The organism is Paenibacillus sp. FSL F4-0243, from assembly GCF_037963295.1.
GTDB lineage: Bacteria > Bacillota > Bacilli > Paenibacillales > Paenibacillaceae > Paenibacillus_AQ.
This window is the reverse complement of sequence record NZ_CP150151.1, coordinates 4,161,886-4,179,661: the sequence shown is the minus strand read 5'-3', so window position 1 is coordinate 4,179,661 and position 17,776 is coordinate 4,161,886. Positions and strand designations below refer to the sequence as shown.

Here is a 17,776-nt window from a genome sequence, read left to right as displayed (position 1 = left end):
TTCGGTATAATAAGCTTGATTCCATTACAAAAAGGAGATGTTGGATATGTATAAACACATTAAAGATTTTGCCGCAACTTGGCAGAATGAAACGGAAGCAACAATGCGGACACTGGAGATGCTGACCGACGAGTCTCTTGGCCAACAGATAACAAGCGATCATAGAACGCTTGGACGTGTTGCATGGCACCTTGTACAGACGTTGCACGAAATGCCATCTCGGACGGGACTGTCTTTCGAAGGACCGGGCGAAGATATGCCGGTGCCAGCTTCGGCAGCAGACATCGCGTCAGTCTATAAGAGGACCTCACAAGCGCTCCTTGATGCTATGCAGTCCAGTTGGAAAGATGAGAATCTGCTTATCATGAGCGATATGTATGGTGATCAATGGCCAAACGGCTTAATGCTGGATATTCTCGTAAAGCATGAGATTCATCATCGTGGCCAGATGACAGTCCTGATGCGTCAGGCAGGCCTTCGTGTGCCGGATCTTTACGGCCCGACAAAAGAGCAGTGGGCCGAGTACGGAGCGCTACCTCCAGTAATTTAGAGTAAGATTATATCCGCTTTGGCCGTTTGGCTATAGTGGGATTTATAAGTATTTTATCATAGGATTGAAAGTGGTGGCTTGAATCATAGACAAGAGGATACCATCGGACTGAAACTGTTGATTCTATTGAACTAACGGGAAACGTTAGTGGAATAGCGGTTGCTTCGGCAGTCGTTTTTTATTGTTCAACTAACGGGCAGGACAGTTAAATTATGACATAATAATACAACTAGAGTACGATCAATTAAATTCCCCTTTCAATATTAATAAAAATAACCCCTTATGTTTTTGTTCATAAAGGGTTATTTTTATTATTACGGGCTATATATCAATCTTCTCATAAGCCTGAGTATTTGTATTGGCTTACATTTTATAATGTATCGTTACGCAATACCTTTTTAAAAAATATATAGCGCAACATTTTTTTAATTTCGCGTTATAAACATTGTGAAAATAATTGGAAGGGAATGAATTAATTGTATATGTCTATCATTAAAAAGTTGTTTCCTATCTGTTTAATAATTTTATTGATGCTTCCGAGCGTTAGTTCGGCTGCTTCTACAACTACCAACTCAACAACAAGATCTATAAACGTCAACATTAACGGATCTTTTATTTCTACCGATACTAATCCTTTTATACAGGCGGGTAGAATTATGGTTCCAATTAGAACGCTTGCTTCCCTCGGACTCAATTATTCGTGGGACGCTAAAAGCCACACTGCAACAATTACTAATTCTTCTAATGAAATATTTCAAATGGTTCAGGGTGAGAGTATTGCTTATAAAAATGGGAAACCTGTACAAATGGATAGTGAAGCAAATAATTATAATGGTCGCATGATGGTCCCCGCAAAGTTTGTTAGTGAAGCTTTTGGATATAGCTTATACTATGAAAAGACACGAGGGATTTTATTCATTCAATCCAAAAACTTTATTCCTGATCTCAGCGCAATAAATTCATCAGACTTAAAGCAGGCGCGCCTGGTAGCCATTTCTTTACCAATTAATTACTCATTTAAACCTGATGTAAGTGCAGAAAGTGATAATTCTCAATACTACACGTATACATTTGCCTCCAAAGAGACTACTCGCTATACCTATAGTAATGGAACAGTAACAACAGTGGTTGAGATTAATGATGGAACGGCAAAGGCCATATGGCAATTTTCTGATGTAAATATACCTGGTTATGATACCACTACGTTGGGCGGCAGTAGACCTGAGTATATTTCCGATATTTACAATGATTCTTATAATTATAATAATGGTACCTATTTGGGTTATTACAGGCTTAGTGATGGAACTGTAAAAACATTTAAATACACAGGCCTTAATTACGGTGATATTATTCAAAGCATTCCACAGTAAACCAATCAAAAAATAAGACGCTTCCCTATCTGTCTAGTAGTGATTGAAACGGAATCGTTTTATCGTAATGATTTATCGCTAATGTATGGTGAAGATATGGATGATGTGATCATTCATTTTATAGATTCAATGGTCTTTATTCTTACCATGAATAACAAACTTATCGGTAATAAGGAAGGCCATATGTATTGAAGGATACTTTAATGTTATTAATAACAATGTAGGTAAATTTGTGTCATTTATGTAGGCAACTTTATGTCAACGTACAGACAACGGCTATAGAGTAAAGAGCGAGAAAACTTTTAGGAGTGAACAAATATGCGGATGTATTCTAAAAGTATTAGAATATTGATGGGTATGGTTTTTATCGTTTGTGTTGTAGGAAGTGTAATGATATTCCAAAGCACGTATGCTAAAGGTACGACTAATCAAAGCCACACTAATTATACGAGCTATCCTGAAAATGAACATGGACAGACATACGGTTCTGCTGAAGAAGCCAGCTCCGTTGAAATGCTACCTGACTTAATCCATGCAGGAATTGTGAATGGCATTAAAGGCTATCTGCTGAAAAAAGATTATCTCGGTGAACCTGGCGATGTCCCAGTGTATGATGTTTATGGGAAAACCATAATTGGTTCTTTTCATATTGGCGCTAAGAATATGAACTATCCTAAAAATAAAAACGGAAAGACATATGGTTCTGGCGCAGATGCTACTTCTCCAGAAACGGAACCTGAATTAATCAGTGCTATAGGTGTGGATGGCACTGAAGGATATGTGCTGAAAAAAGACTTAGACGTTGAGCTACCAAAATCACCCGAGGAAGCCATTGCGATACAGAACAGTAGATCACCAGGTGGTCGTGATATTCCGCTCTATGAAGTTGATGGTGAAACCGTAATTGGTGTGTTTCATCTTGGAGGAAAGTAATAAAAAAGTATATTAAGCGTTCCGCTAACGGGACACGATAGTTGAATAATACATATAGATGAGCAGGTTATCTTAATAAACTAAGTGATGGATAAAATATAAATATAAGTGTTCTCTCTCAAACTATTGGAAAATATTATGGTACGATGTCCTTATTCGGTTGTTTCAAGGGGAGAAGATACCGTGCTAAATACTCAGAATATTGCTATAGAAGCATTAACTTGTTATCCAATTACTTATCAATCAATAGCTCATATTGGACAAAATGCAAACACCATCTATAAAGTGACAGATAAGGAAAGTAACTGTTATAGTTTGCGAATACATCTATCAAAAAATGATTCGATGGAAAGTATTTGGTCTGAGGAAAAGTCATCCATTCAGAAATGATTTGGCTGGAATCATTAACAAATGATACAAATCTGGTGTTGCCATCACCTATAAAAAATAACATTGGTGAATATGTTACTAAGATAGCTGACATAAACTGTACATTGTTAAAATGGGTAGATGGTGATCAAAAACAATTTGTTCCAACAGTCAATGATGCCGAGTGCGTAGGCGAATTGATCGGAAAGCTTCATAAACAATCATCTTTTTGGAAAATTCCGTCATCATTTACTCGACCGTCATTTGATAATTCTAGAATTTCACAATCATTAGAAAAGCTAAAACAGCTTGCTAACGCTGGTGAGCTCGATAAAAATGATGTGGAAATTCTGCAATTGGCCGGAGAGTGTGCAATTTTAATGATGAACGACATAGAAAGAACACCAGGCAATTGGGGGATAATTCACGCAGATTTGATTCCAAGTAATTTTGTGTTTCATGAACAAGAAGCTAGAGCTATTGATTTTGGAGCTTGTGGGTTCGGATATTATTTATTCGATTTAGGTTGGACACTTTCTTATATCCACCCAGCATTCAGAAACCAGTTGCTAGAATCATACGCAAAACAATTCGACCTGCCTCATAACTATGTTCAACGTTTGGAAGGTTTCTTTGTAGCAGCCCAACTCGAAACAATGAATTTTTGGCTTGGGCTGCCTGAATCTAATGAGTGGTTACCCAGTCACATTAGTAAATTAGCAAGTCGGGAATTTAAGCGATATGTAAATAAAGAAGAATTTCTCTTTAGTGGTACTCCTTACTGGGAGTAGTTTGTTCAACGAACGGCGAACGTTAGCCCAGATATTTTGGGAGCAGTTTTGCTTCAGAAGAAAAGAGATCATGATAAGCTTATTGTCGAAAAGAATCTATAACCGCATAAACAAAAGGAGAGGTACTTTGAAAAAAATTAGGGAAGCAACAAAAGAGGAAATGATCGAAATTTATAAGATGGGCTATGATGTTTGGGGAGATAATCTGCCATATGAAGAATATATAACTATGTGCCAGGCTTCCAAAAAGTATAAAAAGGGAAAGTGGTACGTTCTTGAAGCAACAGATACAAAGCAACTATTAAGCTCCCTCATCGTATATGATCTAAATCTTTCTGATGACCAAATTGTAAAAGGGATTGGTTCAATTGCTACCCCTTTATATTTAAGAAAAAAAGGATATGCTTCTTTATTGGTCAAAGAAACGATAGGCTAACCCAGGTGATTTGAATTACAGATATGAGATTATAGTGGGTGTGAAAAAAACGCCAGTCACCTTAAACAGGTGACCGGCGTTTTCATATTAGCTTTTAGGCATTTTGCTCTCATCCATGTACAGCAGGTTCCAGCGGTGACCGTCCAGGTCGGCAAATCCTGCGCCGTACATCCAACCGTTAGTTTCACTCGGCTTGCCAAAGATGTTACCTCCGGCAGACTCTACTTTTTGAATAAAGGCATCTACTTCTTCTCTGCTTTCAGCGCCAATGGAGAATATTACTTCTGCGCTATGGGAAGTATCTGCGGTTTTAGAACCTGTGAATTTCTCAAACGCTGCATCCGGGAACAGCAGAATCGTTGTTTGGCCTATGTCAAGCTTGGCTCTCTCGTTACCAACGCTCACTGCATGGAATCCAATCTCATTGAAAAAGGCAGTTGACCTCTCAACATCTTTGACCGGCAGGTTAATCCAGATCTCCTGTGGCATGGCTATAGCCTCCTGAATATATTTTTAACAACTCCTACTATACTCTAGTTCTGGCAGCAGAAGCGAATCTTACAAAAGAATCCGCAATGACATTTCTGTCATGCATTATGCGGTTTCCTTAGTAACTTCTCTTCTCTATATCGCAACTCACTCTTAATTGAAATACTCGATAGTTTTCTCAATAAATGCCTTGGCCGATTTTGTCAGAAAACGGTCGGACCTATGAATGATCTCAAAGTGACGGTATGGCGGATCGTCTGTAATTCGGATGCAGCGTAGAGTTGGTTCATTCATCGCTTGGATCAAACGATAAGGCAGCAATGTTCCTCCGACGTTGGCTTTAACCAAGCTAATAATGGAAGTAGCCGAACTGGTCTCCATGATCGTATTTAAACTGAATCCATATTTACGGCAATAGCCATCAACCAGTTCTCTGCCTGTAAATCCTTCGGGGAACATCACAGTTTGGATATTTCGCAGTTCTTGGATTCCGATCGTGCTTCGTTCAGCCCAATCATGATTCTCGGAAACGACGAGTACATATTCTTCACTGCACAAAGGAATGCGTACAAGCCGATCATCAGGAGCAGACGTGATCTCGATACCGATGTCTACTTCATTATCGAGCACTTGATTCAAGACATAGATCGAAGAGATAACCTTCAGTTGTACCTTGGGGAATCGTGCATGAAAATTCACGAGCAATGGAGTGAGCCGATAGTCCAGATCGGAAGGAAGAACACCAATTACTAAGCGACCTCGTTGATCATTGCGGAGTTCAGCTAACGCATCCTGGGTATTCTGTAAATGCCGAATCATCTGTACACAGTGCTCCAGAAACAGATTTCCTGCCTGGGTCATCACAATCTTTTTGCCGACTCGGTCAAATAAGGGAACACCGAGTTCATCCTCGAGCGCGCGTATTTGTTGGCTCAACGTAGGTTGAGATATACCGAGCTTCTCAGCTGCTCGTGTAAAATGAAGCTCCTCACAAACAGCAATGAAGTTTTCCATCTGACGAATCTCCATATGTATTACCTCTAATCACTGGTTTTAGTAATCATTTTAATAGAAACTATAGTATTGTTCAATCATTCTAAAGATTCTATACTTAATCGTGCACCACCCAACGATCTGTCGTTAAAAAATAGGATGATGGGTGAATGTAACGATACTACTACCATGAGGTGATTCATAATGAAACTTTTTTATATCGTCCTAGCGCTTATCCTGGCTTCACTGAATTTACGACCACCTATTACATCCATTTCACCTCTAATGAGCACCGTACAGAATGATCTGGGTATAAGCGGGATTACCGCCAGTCTGTTAACCACACTTCCGGTATTATGCATGGGCATATTTGCTCCGTTCTCCGTAAGATTAAGCAGAAAGTGGGGGAATGAGGGCGCAATTGTTCTGGCTTTAATCCTCATTGGGTTAGGTACTGGATTACGATGGTTTGTTGGTACAACTCCATTGATGATGTTCACTTCTTTTCTGTCCGGTGTAGGAATTGCATTGGCAGGGCCGCTATTATCCAGCTTCATTAAGCAGTACTTCCCTGACCGAGTGGCAGCTATGGTGGGCATCTACTCTACAGCGATGGTGATGGGGGCCAGCATTAGTGTGGGATTATCGGTTCCGCTTCAGCATACGCTGGGTGGTTCGTGGAGGGGCTCGTTGGCTGTATGGGCATTTCTCGCAGCCATTGCATTGCCGATCTGGTTGAGATTAGCCTGGTCTGCGCGCATAGATCGACAATCCGGTAAAATCTCGAGTGTACTTAATTCACCACTTCCAGTGAACAACAAGCGTGCCTGGATGCTGACATTATTCTTCGGGCTGATGGCAGCGATCTTCTACTCGTTGACCGCTTGGCTTGCGCCAGCAATCCAAAGCCAGGGGTATAGTCAAGAGACGGCCGGCAACATCCAAACCTTATTTACATTGATATCTCTGCCCTCTACGTTGTTCATTCCCATGCTTGTACACCGTTACCAAAGACGTGTATTCTGGCTTGTCGGGTGTGCGTTATTAGAGTTGATGGGTGTCCTGATGCTGAACATATCCGTTAGCCCCTGGCTCGCGGCGATTCCACTCGGTATTGGAGCAGGTGGACTGTTCCCGATTGCACTGATGTTGCCCATTGATGAAACAAGCAATGCTCAGGAAGCCAGTAGCTGGTCCGCAATGACCCAATCAGGTGGCTACATTCTCGGAGCGCTTGGGCCGCTAGCCATTGGCTGGCTCCACGATGCAACGGGCAGCTTCGTCCAAGCATTCTATGGTTTGGCTGTAATCATCGTGCTTCAGATTATCGTTCAATTGGCTATAGGTAATAAAAAAAGTTCTCCAGCGAGTTAGGATAAGCCCCAGAGCTGAGAGGATGTACTATTTTCATGATGAATTTAGAAACGGATTTTGTTGGGGGGAAATAAGTAGAGGAGCTTCCTATATGGTAGCTCCTCTTTTCTAGTAAATTAAACGGGCAATATACTAAGGTAATATTTGATTATAGGTTCATTCTATAAAGATTATTTCTTTTATATATTAGACCAATAAAAGCCTGTAGCTATATTATGTTATTTATAATAATACTGCGGAGGAATGGTCTGATGTCTATTTATGATTTTCAAGCGAAGTCAATTAAGGGTGAGCCTGTTGAATTGTCAATTTATCGTGGAAAAGTTCTGCTTATTCTGAACACTGCTAGTAGATGCAGCTATTCTCGCCAATTACCTGATCTTCAAAGGCTTTACGAAATACACCATGAGCAAGGGTTTGAAATACTAGGTTTTCCTTGTAACCAATTTAACGAGAAAGAGCCAGAGAGTAACTCGGAAGTACGTGAATATTGTGAGAGCAACTTTGGAGTTAAGTTTCCTTTATTCGAGAAAGTTGAGGTTAGGGGACCGTCTGCTCATCCGTTATTTCAATATTTAACACAGCAAGCACCATTTCAAGGGTTCGATACTGAGACATCAGGCGGTCAATGGATGCAGGATTTTCTGCTGGAAAAGTATCCGGACATATATGCCGGTGACGGGATCAAGTGGAATTTCTCAAAGTTTTTAATCGATCGAAACGGCCATATATATGGTAGATACGAAACTACGACTGAACCATTTGACATAGAGGTATTTATTGAATCACTTCTTTTAAAGTAAATGAATCAGATTAGTGATTAAGCTAACGGGCAGGCTAGTTGAATGAGTAATCGAATAAATACAAATAAAAATCTATAAGTCAGGAAGTGCTAAACATGAATTATCTGGGGTCTTTAAGGTTAAATCAAGAAGGCAAACAGAAACAAGTTGAAGATATACTTGAAAGAAATAAAGCACAACCTGTCGGACATGGTTATATCGACATAATAACTGACTCTAGATATATTCGAAATTTAGTATTTGAACTCACACAAGTCGGGATAGCAATTAATGGTGTAACATGGTGGTGCCATTGTACAGATGAGAATAGGAGTCTTTATGGATGTCCTCATGGAATGGGAGGTCCCCAAAGCATTCATTTCGAGGGCTGGTTTAGTGAAATGGGTGTAGATTATGAAAGTTCTGATTTACCTGATGGTATATACGAAAAATTAGAACAGGGCAATATATCACCTACTGAAATAACCTCAATAAATGAATCTATTCTAGTCTACACTAATCAGTTTAAGGAAGATGAGCGGTTTAGCCCATGTTTTGTACCCGCCATATAACTAAATGTTCCTAAAGAATGGAGACGGCTACGGTAGGTGCAGTTAATCTAACTGAGAACGATAGCTCAATACAGGCAGAAGTAGACTGCCTTGAGGACCAGCTGCTTCTTGTTATGTTAACGGATAGAATACTACCAATATGATCTAAAATTAGTTGGGATTATATCCCATGACACACGTTGAAGAGTTAATTAGGAAAAGGAGGAAGTGAAAGGTGCAGGTCTTCGATACACGTCAAATTAACAATTTAATGACTGGGGTTGGCCTTGCTTGTGAACTTGAAGCTAACACTGAAATGAATCGAGCTTTCGTAAAAGTACAGGTTATTAATGAACAGAAATACTTAAATAAGTTAGAACCTGAATCGGCTAGGTTTTACTTAAGGAAATATGAGGTACCCACAACGTATCTAGAAAATGAATGGGATGTTACAGACGACGAACTTGTCGAATCGATTCATGAAATTAATATTATAGGAATCAAAAATCTTGAAAAATATCTGGCTAAGTATCTGGATAATTTCGGAAGACTGGTATGCGAGTGGAGTTGTGAAAATCCGTTGTAGATGGAGAAATGACGTTACGCTAACGGGGAACTATAGTTCAATAATGAGAGGGCTGCCGAGAGGTAGCCCTTTGTTCAACTAACGTGCAGGTTAGTTGAAAAGTTTCGCGAATACTCTACATATGAATTATTTATAGAGTCCGTGATAAGACGATATTGGAAATAACGCCAAGATACACAAATGAGGAGTACAAAATGATGAATAACCGATTCTCAATGCCAAGTAAATTAGTAAATCAGTCAGAATTACTTAAAACTACAATCATTGAAAAAGGAAGACATTATCAATCTTTGCACATTTTAGAGTTTGATAATTCTGTAAAATATGTGTTGAAAGAAAAAAACGTTAAAGATTCTGGAAGTTTAATGGACGAAGCAGAAAGACTAAAATGGGTAAATGATGTGATTCCTTCTCCTAAAGTAATAAGTTATCAGAAGGAGAATGGAAAGGAATATTTAGTTATGACCTATATAGAAGGTTGTACTGCGGAAGAATACCAGCAGGAAGAGGGAGATAAAAGTCTAGGCTATATTTTAGGAGAAGGTTTAAGAACAATACACAATGTTCCCATTGATAATTGCTTTTTCAATGATTTTTTGCCAGAAAAACTGATTGATATGGTCAAAAACAATATTAATGAGAGAAAACATGAAGTCATAGAGGCTATTAATAACTCATTTCCCAACCATACTATTGAGCAACTAATTGATTTTTTGGAAATGAATAAAGCGTCGACAGAGGAACTAGTTTTTACTCATGGTGACTATGGTTCTGGAAACGTTATGATAAATAATGGATGTATTGAAGCATTTATTGATTTAGGAGCTTCAGGGATATCAGATCCATACTATGATATTTATTATCTTGTAAAAAGTCTTACTTATTATACAGATAGGAAAGAAGAAATAGTTGAATTTATGAAAGGATATGGAATATCTGAATTAGACGAGGATAGAATGAAATTTCATCAAATTATCGATACTTTATTATTGTGATTTATATAGTAGTAACTCTAAGAAGGCGTTGACATCCTGTAACACCGTATGCTGAGTCGCATTCACTCCTTGATTCTGTCCGAAGCATCTCTAGGAAGAGCTATCAGTCAGACAATTCTACAATGGCGAAGTCCGTCGGACCCGTGCGTCATGCCGTTAAGCTAACGAGGAACGCTAGCTCAAGCAGGTTAGAAGATTAAAACCTCCCTTTAGAAGCAAACCTAGTTGTAATAGCTTCTACGGGGAGGTTTTATTATGAAGTTAAGTGAGTTGTGGCATCTATATGAGGCTGATAAACGAATTCAAGGATATAGTCCGAGAACATTGAACGCCTACGTCCTCCAAAACAAAATGCTAATGACGGAACTAGGTGATCCCGAGATAGCGGAGATTACATTGCCAATGCTGAAGCAATATTTGGCGAAACAAGCAGAACGTTTGAAGCCAAGCAGCCTAGGGCATCGAATTCGGTTCGTCCGATCCCTGTTTCGCTATGCGTATGAAGAGACTTACCTGACTTCAAATCCTTCTTTAAAACTAAGAGAACCCAAATTGGACAAGCGAATTCCTATGTTTTTAGTCGAGGAAGATGTTATTCATCTTAAGATCTCGTGCCAAACATTAAGAGAAAGAGCGCTGCTTGAGCTTCTCTATTGTACTGGCTGTCGAGTCGGGGAAGTAGAGAGGATAAACATCGAGGATCTCAACTGGGAAAACTGCTCTATAGTCGTAAACGGTAAGGGCTCCAAGCAGAGAGAAGTGTACTTTACGACAGAGTGCAAAGTATGGTTAAGGAAGTGCCTGACCAGTCGTGGAGATACCTGTAAAGCTTTATTCGTAACGGATACCAACCCAACTAAACGCATGGCTATTCCTACAATAAGGTGGGCATTAAAACGGCTTGCAGATCGAGGAGAGATTGAAACGAATGTTTATCGGCATCGCTTTCGACATACCTATGCTTGCCAACTCCTTGATAACGGTGTTCCCTTGGATTTCATCCAAGGTATGTTGGGTCATGAGAAAGCCTCAACCACGCAAATATACGCACAACTTCGTGGCGAACGCAGGAGAGAAATGTATTGACGATTTTTTTAGCATATAATAGCGGCAGATCCCTTTTAGAATTCTGCCGCTATTCAACTAAAGGGCAGTTTATCACAATTCCAAAAAAAGGAATGGATTACTTTCCCACGAATATTTAATGTGAAATATCCAATCTTTGGAGGAATGAAATGACTACGATGCTGTCTATTCGGAAATTTTAAAATTATATTTTGGGAGTTGTTTAGATGAGAATAATAAAAATGATTGACAACTACAATGAGATGTGTGACATGTCAAAAATTCAGGACAAATTTAACGCTTATAAGTGTTATACTGAAAAATATCCAGATTTATATGACGGTATTTTTAAGTATTTTTATATGACTGATATTAGCAATTTGCAATCAATGATAGAACAGTGTGACTTTAATTCTTGTCTTGCGAAAGCGAAAGAAAATATAAATAACGGTATTGTTGATAAGATTGTCAAGACAGTGAATAAAACCATTAAATTGTTGAATTATCATGGCGATTTTGATTTATACATAGGGCTTGATCTAGGTATGCACGGAGGCGTTGCGCTTCCGGTTAATCACGGAAACCCCTATGCTTACATTGGAATTGACAGAAATATAAGTGAATCAAACGTCGAGTCATTAATTCCGCATGAACTAAATCATATGGTGCGCGGTGCTATTTTACAAAACATAGATATGTTTGACTTCACCGAACGGGTAATATCGGAAGGTTTGGGCACTTATTGTCCTGTCGCTTTCAAATATGGCAGTTGTGATTTTGACTTAACTATTGAGATAGTGGCGGAAGTAATGGGATTGCCAATAAATAAAACAATGAAACTCATGAATAATAAAAATTCGTTAGAAAAGGCGGTTGTAAACGAATTTGGGACACCCTTGACCGCAGAGAAAATGAGTCAGTTTTTTATGTGGAGTGGTGATGATGCTACCGAATATCCTTTAAGCGGATATTTCATTGGTATGTATATAATTCACGATTTAATCACCAAAGGGTACACAATCTGTGAATTAACTACAATGTCATCACAGGTTATTTATCAAAATTATACAAAATAAGCGTTATTCTTATTCACCTTTTTTCCTAAAAGTTTAATAATTTTATACATTATTCAAAAAAGCATTCCCATATTTTTGATAAGAAAGTAATTACAAATAATACATAATATGTAATATGATAAGGGATGAAAAAGGAATTAATACATTCTGCGCCAGGAAAACTTGTCAACGTCAATGGCCTTGAAATGCATTTTTTTTGGAAGGGAATGGAGGAAAGACACTTGTGTTTATGGCCGGAAGCGGAACAGGTTGCCCCACTCTTGACTTCAAACCATTGTGGTCATTGTTGACAAAAAGACATAGGATAGTCGTAATCGAAAAGGTAACTCAGCTAGGTGAAGTTACACTAACGGGACACGATAGCACCAGACATGACGGTAGCCGGCCACACGATCGGTTGCCGTTGCTCGTTGAAGTAAACGGGCAGGAGAGCATAGTTATTTGGCGGATTTTTAAGTCAATAATAATAAGGAGGCAATATTTTGAGAATTATTGGTGAACCCAGAATATCAAATGATTTTATAATTGCAGAAATTGAAATTGATGAAATGGACTTAAAAACTGGGTTGTTTAATACAAGATTAATTCTCTGCAATTATACTAAATCAAAAGGTAAATTCATATTTCGCGGAATTCATAAACTATCAATAGATCTAGAAAATTTCATTAATAGTGAAATTCCAAAACTAAAAGCAATTAGACTAAGAACAAATTTCATGTAAATCGGGTTTTTACCATATATCGAGACCATGATCTATCCAAACAATCCGTTTAGAACTAACGGGAGACGTTAGTTTAGGCCAGCAAATAAGACGAGGCTGCCGGCAAGAACGGCGGCCTCATTAAGCTATTGGGTAGGAAAGTTTTAAGGGAAATATTTACACAGAAACAAGTAATTAGTATGATTAAAGGGTATCGAGCAAACAGCCAAAGGGGGTTTTTTAATTGGAATTTGTTCTTTCCCATAAAAAGTTTAACGCCAAAAGAGGATCCCTTGTTAGTACAATTACTGGAGTGTTAGAACATCTTTCGGCATTGTATGCGAATATTGGGGAGGCCAAGGAGAAAGACGGCACTTGGTCTTTACTAGAAAGCACTCCAACATGCCCTACATGTAATGGCATAGGCACTGTCATTGGTGATATAGATCCAAGTCGTATGGTCGCAACTGAACTCTCGCTTAAAAAAGGAGCTGTGCTTTTATGGGCGGGTACTAACTGCGGACCTGTTGTAAAGATCAGAGAATTGGCTAAAATGATCGGAATTAACTTTGAACGGCCACTTGCTGAGCAGGATAAGCGATTTACTGATATTTTACTTTATGGATATGATAAGGAACCTGTAACATACGTTCACAAGAAAAAGGAACTTAGAAACTATTATCGTGGATGCGTTTTCGATTTGAAATATATGCGTGATGCAGGAACAACTAGTAAAGGAAACCTTTGGGCGATAAAATTATTCTCCAGACATGATAAGTGCCCAAATTGTACCGAATGCTTGTTGGAGCAGGAACGCTTGGTTATGGGGAATTCCCTTTCAGATGTGTTGAGAATGCCGATTTCAGAATCACTATTGTTTCTCCAGAAATTACGAAATTGTCTCGACAAGCAAGTGTTAGATAATTATTGCGAATTGATTAATGATCTAGAACTGCGTTTATCTTATCTTAAAAAAATTGGTTTAAAGTCTCTTTCGGCATTCGATGTTAGAGACTTGGTGAATCCGAAATTTGGTTAAACTAACGGAGAACTATAGTTCAATAATGAGAGGGCTGCCGAGAGGTAGCCCTTTGTTCAACTAACGGGCAGATTAACGCAACAATTCAATCGCTCCTGTCGTCTTTACCTAGTAATAAATTGATAAAAGGAAGATCTTGAATGCGAGTGGGACGTGCGGTTGCGCACATCGGTTTTTTGAAGATAAAGAGAGGAAGAGCGGAACATGAATGTGGAAGTGTATACGTTAAATGCGTTTGCGAAAGGGGAGCGTGGCGGTAATCCAGCAGGCGTTGTCTTGGAGGATGGCCTTTCTCTGGATGCTGCCGAAATGCAGCTCATAGCGAAGGAATTGGGCCTTTCGGAGACGGCCTTTATGGAAAAATCTCTGCTTGCGGATTACAAAATCCGCTATTTCACCCCCGCCAGCGAAGTTGATCTGTGCGGACACGCCACGATTGCTGCATTTGGACTAATGCATTCGCTGGGTTTGTCAAAGGAAGGGACCTCCTATTCGATAGAAACCAAGGCAGGGATTCTGGATGTCGATATTAGCTCCGAGGGTCTTGTTTATTTGTCACAGGCTTTACCTCAATTTCTTGAAAGGATATCCTGTGAGGAAATCGCCCCATCTTTGGGGATGGATGCCGAGGGTCTGGAAACCGGGTTGCCGATCCAGATTGTTTCGACGGGCCTGCGGGACATTATGATCCCGATCCGCAGCAGGAAGCTCTTGAATGAGGTTCAGCCAAATTTTGATGCCATAACCGCCATCAGCGAAAAATATGGTGTGGTTGGATATCATCTGTTCACGATGGATACTCCAGACGATGCTGCTGCGGAATGCCGGAATTTTGCGCCGCTGTACGATATTCCCGAGGAGAGCGCGACAGGAACATCCAACGGTGCCCTGCTCAGCTATTTGTACCAACATGGCCAACGATCTTTGCGGGAGGTAGAGAATGTCATGTTCAGGCAAGGGTATTCGATGGATTGTCCTTCTGAAATCAAGGCAGGATTGCGCCTGAGCGAGAGCGGTGAAATCAATCAGGTTCGGGTCGGCGGTGCAGTGGCTGGCATTGAACGAAGACATATCATGATATAAGCGGAATCAAAAAGCCTGTTTGCAGCCACCGTACCATAGGGGGCAAATAGGCTTATTTTGCTACTGCGAGGCTAGATAGCAGAGGATGCTTGCGTAAGCAGACGGATTAACAGTTCTTCATCCAACCTGTCGTTTTCCTTGATTTTGATCATTTTGCGTTCCTCGAGGCCATCGAACAAGCCCCTCCCGCAATGCTAGACCGTTTGCGTTGAAGGATCGTGAACGACACGTAGTTTCATTGAACTAACGGGACGCTATAGTTCAATATATGAGAGGGCTGCCGAGAGGTAGCCCTTTGTTCAACTAACAGGCAGTAATCTGTAAATAAAAGTGGCACTAGATTTCCAAAAATTAGGGCATGATCTTCAAATGGATAAATAAGGAGAAAATATGAACACTGAAGATTACAAAGGTAATGATGATTTACAACTGTATGATTCAGTCATAAAGAAATTCGTTATTGACCAACAAAACAAGACCGTTGAGTTTTACTTTCTTAAGGTAATTGAGCGAGTAGACAGAAGTGAGCATAGCTTTACTTATAAAGTAAGGGAAGCAAGGCTAAAATTTTCAGGTGTGGTATATGCGAAACTACCATATTGGATGGAATTTGATGAATGGAGTGAATTTTACCGCTCCGCAGTTATCAAAACTTCAAGTATCCTACAAAGAGTTCCCGAACGAGCACAAAAACATAAAGAACTAAAGAACTCCTACATATCTATTTGGGTATAGACAATGGTAATGAATATGCAGAACAAGATATAATCTGCGAAAGTTTTGCAATAGAATTGGAACCAGAAGAGTACATTTTGCATAATGATTTCGACTGGTAATATGTAGAATAATACTGATATGCAATCAACTAACGGGCAGTTATTCGTAACTACCAGGGAATGTAAACATCTAAATAACGTAAGGAACGAGGAGGCAGACATTTCATGGGAGGAACGAATGTATGGGATGCGGAGTGGGAGGTTAACGAAGAGCAGGCGCGGACGCTGATCGGCAGACAATTCCCTCAGCTGTCATCGAAGAAAGTGAAGCGATTGGGCTGGGGCTGGGACAATACGGTTTTTCTCATCGGTGACGAGTACGTGTTCCGGTTTCCAAGAAGAACGATTGCAGTTGGCTCGATTCATATGGAAGGGAAGCTGCTGCCGAAGCTGGAGGCATATATGACCATCCCCTATCCGAAACCGTTGTTTTATGGCGAAGCAAGTGACGAATACCCGGCACCATTTCTTGGCTATGCCTACGTGCCAGGAGATTTCCCAATCGGTTTGACGGAAGAACGCCGGGCTTTATCGGCAGAGACGCTGGCGAAATTTTTGCGGAGATTGCATGAGTTTCCGGTGCAGGCGGCGCTGAAGTGCGGAGTTCAGCAAGATCATCGAAACTTGACGGACATAGCATCGCGCAAAGTGAAATTGGAGGGCTTTCTATCGAAGGTGGTTGAACACATGTCGCCGGAGGAGTCCGGTGTGATCGAAGCGTATATTAGCAGGCTGCAAAAGGACCGTGTCGAGTCGGTGAATGCACTGCTACATGGCGATCTTCATTTCAAAAATATGCTTGTGAATGAGAACGGGATCGTTTCCGGCATCATTGATTGGGGCGATCTGAGCGTAGGCCATCCGGCTTGCGATTTGAGCGTTGCTTATAGCTTTTTACCACCTTACGCTCGTGGCGTGTTTTTCGAAACGTACGGAGGAGCGGACGAGGAAACGAAGCTGCTGGCGCGGCTGATCGCGGTATACATCCCCATACTGATCTTAATGCAAGCGGTCGATGACGGGAATGAAGCGATTGCGGCAGAGGCGAAATCCAACATCATGCGGGCACTGTCGGATTAGGCTCATTATTTCGTTGCGGCTATGGGGCTATGGCTATCGGCACCATTTTGTCGTTTAAAGGCCGCGATAAGGTACGATCCGCCTTCTCTGATGCCGCTTTATGTTGAGGAACACGAAATTCAACAGAGTAAGTCGTTGCGCTAACGAGACACGATAGTTCAAACAACCAGAGAGCAGACCGCTACGGGCAGCTGCTCCCTTTCGCATTGAAGAAACGGCAGGATAGTTCAAAACTGCCGACGTCGGATACGGCAGCTTTTGTCGTTTAAAAGGTCGAACGAATATTACAGGTATCTCGGTTATTGATACATGAACGGTATATGTTCTTGTCTGGGCCGGGCGGCGTCACAATTCGAATCGGACATTAATGCGGCATACGGTCAGTTGTACCGAACCGAATAGTGAACGTAGCATGATTTCAAAAAACTTTGCCTTTAGCCGAATTAACCTAAACTGGAAGTTGAGATGAAATGAGGAGCTGGCGTATTGGAACACCATATAGGTAGTTGTCATATCCGCAATATTATCGGAATGGAGACGTACAGTGCAAGGAAAATCTGGTATTGCCGAATTTTCAATTGACTTTATTTTCAAAAGACATCTTTTGTAGAATTGAAAGAAAGATGTACCATTTCGAAAAAAAAGTTATAGCGTTTATAAAAAGTTGCACGGTTTTATCTACACTTCACTGGATGAACACGGTGTTTTACCTTTTTGTTCCATCTGTTTGTATATAC

The 17,776-nt window shown here is 40.3% G+C and carries 19 protein-coding genes; 17 read left to right on the top strand and 2 right to left on the bottom strand.

What is annotated here, in order from left to right:
- The first annotated feature begins 46 nt into the window (after positions 1-46).
- The 5 genes from NSS87_RS18480 (at position 47) to NSS87_RS18460 (ending at position 4,449) form a co-directional block, all read left to right on the top strand.
- Positions 47-550 (top strand): DinB family protein, encoded by a 504-nt coding sequence (locus NSS87_RS18480; RefSeq protein ID WP_042189210.1) that lies wholly within the window; start codon positions 47-49, stop codon positions 548-550.
- Positions 551-1,206: 656 nt separating this feature from the next.
- Complete coding sequence (locus NSS87_RS18475) at positions 1,207-1,920, top strand: copper amine oxidase N-terminal domain-containing protein (protein ID WP_052404332.1); 714 nt, start codon at positions 1,207-1,209, stop codon at positions 1,918-1,920.
- A gap of 318 nt (positions 1,921-2,238) precedes the next feature.
- A complete protein-coding gene (locus NSS87_RS18470) occupies positions 2,239-2,853 on the top strand; it encodes a hypothetical protein (protein WP_339241949.1) in 615 nt (204 codons plus the stop codon).
- Positions 2,854-3,239: 386 nt separating this feature from the next.
- Positions 3,240-4,013, top strand: a complete 774-nt coding sequence (locus tag NSS87_RS18465; RefSeq protein ID WP_339241947.1) for a phosphotransferase — start codon at positions 3,240-3,242, stop codon at positions 4,011-4,013.
- A gap of 127 nt (positions 4,014-4,140) precedes the next feature.
- Complete coding sequence (locus NSS87_RS18460) at positions 4,141-4,449, top strand: hypothetical protein (protein ID WP_339241945.1); 309 nt, start codon at positions 4,141-4,143, stop codon at positions 4,447-4,449.
- 87 nt (positions 4,450-4,536) lie between these two features.
- On the opposite strand, the gene NSS87_RS18455 is transcribed toward NSS87_RS18460, so the two are convergent.
- Positions 4,537-4,938 carry a VOC family protein gene (locus tag NSS87_RS18455; protein WP_339241943.1) on the bottom strand — a complete coding sequence of 134 codons (402 nt, stop codon included), beginning with the start codon at positions 4,936-4,938 and terminating at the stop codon, positions 4,537-4,539.
- 153 nt (positions 4,939-5,091) lie between these two features.
- The gene (locus NSS87_RS18450) at positions 5,092-5,952 is read right to left on the bottom strand and encodes a LysR family transcriptional regulator (RefSeq protein WP_231573292.1); all 861 of its coding nucleotides are present in this window, start codon (positions 5,950-5,952) and stop codon (positions 5,092-5,094) included.
- Positions 5,953-6,135: 183 nt separating this feature from the next.
- Between NSS87_RS18450 and NSS87_RS18445 the strand changes: the two genes are divergently transcribed.
- The 12 genes from NSS87_RS18445 to NSS87_RS18390 all read left to right on the top strand — a co-directional run bounded on the left by NSS87_RS18445 (position 6,136) and on the right by NSS87_RS18390 (position 17,039).
- Positions 6,136-7,305 (top strand): MFS transporter, encoded by a 1,170-nt coding sequence (locus NSS87_RS18445; RefSeq protein ID WP_339241940.1) that lies wholly within the window; start codon positions 6,136-6,138, stop codon positions 7,303-7,305.
- A gap of 251 nt (positions 7,306-7,556) precedes the next feature.
- Positions 7,557-8,108, top strand: coding sequence for a glutathione peroxidase (locus NSS87_RS18440; protein WP_042189203.1), 552 nt, complete (start codon positions 7,557-7,559; stop codon positions 8,106-8,108).
- 95 nt (positions 8,109-8,203) lie between these two features.
- Complete coding sequence (locus NSS87_RS18435; protein ID WP_339241937.1) at positions 8,204-8,659, top strand: hypothetical protein; 456 nt, start codon at positions 8,204-8,206, stop codon at positions 8,657-8,659.
- Positions 8,660-8,873: 214 nt separating this feature from the next.
- On the top strand, positions 8,874-9,224 hold the full coding sequence (locus NSS87_RS18430; protein ID WP_339241935.1) for a hypothetical protein: 351 nt from the start codon (positions 8,874-8,876) through the stop codon (positions 9,222-9,224).
- A 194-nt stretch (positions 9,225-9,418) separates the two neighbouring features.
- Positions 9,419-10,219 (top strand): phosphotransferase, encoded by an 801-nt coding sequence (locus NSS87_RS18425; protein WP_339241933.1) that lies wholly within the window; start codon positions 9,419-9,421, stop codon positions 10,217-10,219.
- 255 nt (positions 10,220-10,474) lie between these two features.
- Positions 10,475-11,305, top strand: a complete 831-nt coding sequence (locus tag NSS87_RS18420) for a tyrosine-type recombinase/integrase (protein WP_339241931.1) — start codon at positions 10,475-10,477, stop codon at positions 11,303-11,305.
- Positions 11,306-11,511: 206 nt separating this feature from the next.
- Positions 11,512-12,360 (top strand): DUF2268 domain-containing putative Zn-dependent protease, encoded by an 849-nt coding sequence (locus tag NSS87_RS18415; protein ID WP_339241929.1) that lies wholly within the window; start codon positions 11,512-11,514, stop codon positions 12,358-12,360.
- A 482-nt stretch (positions 12,361-12,842) separates the two neighbouring features.
- On the top strand, positions 12,843-13,082 hold the full coding sequence (locus tag NSS87_RS18410; protein ID WP_339241927.1) for a hypothetical protein: 240 nt from the start codon (positions 12,843-12,845) through the stop codon (positions 13,080-13,082).
- A 223-nt stretch (positions 13,083-13,305) separates the two neighbouring features.
- Positions 13,306-14,100: a hypothetical protein gene (locus NSS87_RS18405; RefSeq protein WP_339241925.1), complete on the top strand. Its 795-nt coding sequence runs from the start codon at positions 13,306-13,308 to the stop codon at positions 14,098-14,100.
- 204 nt (positions 14,101-14,304) lie between these two features.
- Positions 14,305-15,183, top strand: a complete 879-nt coding sequence (locus tag NSS87_RS18400; protein WP_042189253.1) for a PhzF family phenazine biosynthesis protein — start codon at positions 14,305-14,307, stop codon at positions 15,181-15,183.
- A gap of 390 nt (positions 15,184-15,573) precedes the next feature.
- Positions 15,574-15,918: a hypothetical protein gene (locus tag NSS87_RS18395; RefSeq protein ID WP_339241923.1), complete on the top strand. Its 345-nt coding sequence runs from the start codon at positions 15,574-15,576 to the stop codon at positions 15,916-15,918.
- 206 nt (positions 15,919-16,124) lie between these two features.
- Positions 16,125-17,039 carry a phosphotransferase gene (locus NSS87_RS18390; protein ID WP_339241921.1) on the top strand — a complete coding sequence of 305 codons (915 nt, stop codon included), beginning with the start codon at positions 16,125-16,127 and terminating at the stop codon, positions 17,037-17,039.
- The last annotated feature ends 737 nt before the right edge of the window (positions 17,040-17,776 follow it).

Coding starts and splice junctions, on each gene's coding strand:
- NSS87_RS18480 (WP_042189210.1), top strand. CDS start 47: ATGTATAAACACATTAAAGATTTTGCCGCAACTTGGCAGAATGAAACG.
- NSS87_RS18475 (WP_052404332.1), top strand. CDS start 1,207: ATGGTTCCAATTAGAACGCTTGCTTCCCTCGGACTCAATTATTCGTGG.
- NSS87_RS18470 (WP_339241949.1), top strand. CDS start 2,239: ATGCGGATGTATTCTAAAAGTATTAGAATATTGATGGGTATGGTTTTT.
- NSS87_RS18465 (WP_339241947.1), top strand. CDS start 3,240: ATGATTTGGCTGGAATCATTAACAAATGATACAAATCTGGTGTTGCCA.
- NSS87_RS18455 (WP_339241943.1), bottom strand. CDS start 4,938: ATGCCACAGGAGATCTGGATTAACCTGCCGGTCAAAGATGTTGAGAGG.
- NSS87_RS18450 (WP_231573292.1), bottom strand. CDS start 5,952: ATGGAAAACTTCATTGCTGTTTGTGAGGAGCTTCATTTTACACGAGCA.
- NSS87_RS18445 (WP_339241940.1), top strand. CDS start 6,136: ATGAAACTTTTTTATATCGTCCTAGCGCTTATCCTGGCTTCACTGAAT.
- NSS87_RS18440 (WP_042189203.1), top strand. CDS start 7,557: ATGTCTATTTATGATTTTCAAGCGAAGTCAATTAAGGGTGAGCCTGTT.
- NSS87_RS18435 (WP_339241937.1), top strand. CDS start 8,204: ATGAATTATCTGGGGTCTTTAAGGTTAAATCAAGAAGGCAAACAGAAA.
- NSS87_RS18425 (WP_339241933.1), top strand. CDS start 9,419: ATGATGAATAACCGATTCTCAATGCCAAGTAAATTAGTAAATCAGTCA.
- NSS87_RS18420 (WP_339241931.1), top strand. CDS start 10,475: ATGAAGTTAAGTGAGTTGTGGCATCTATATGAGGCTGATAAACGAATT.
- NSS87_RS18415 (WP_339241929.1), top strand. CDS start 11,512: ATGAGAATAATAAAAATGATTGACAACTACAATGAGATGTGTGACATG.
- NSS87_RS18400 (WP_042189253.1), top strand. CDS start 14,305: ATGAATGTGGAAGTGTATACGTTAAATGCGTTTGCGAAAGGGGAGCGT.
- NSS87_RS18395 (WP_339241923.1), top strand. CDS start 15,574: ATGAACACTGAAGATTACAAAGGTAATGATGATTTACAACTGTATGAT.
- NSS87_RS18390 (WP_339241921.1), top strand. CDS start 16,125: ATGGGAGGAACGAATGTATGGGATGCGGAGTGGGAGGTTAACGAAGAG.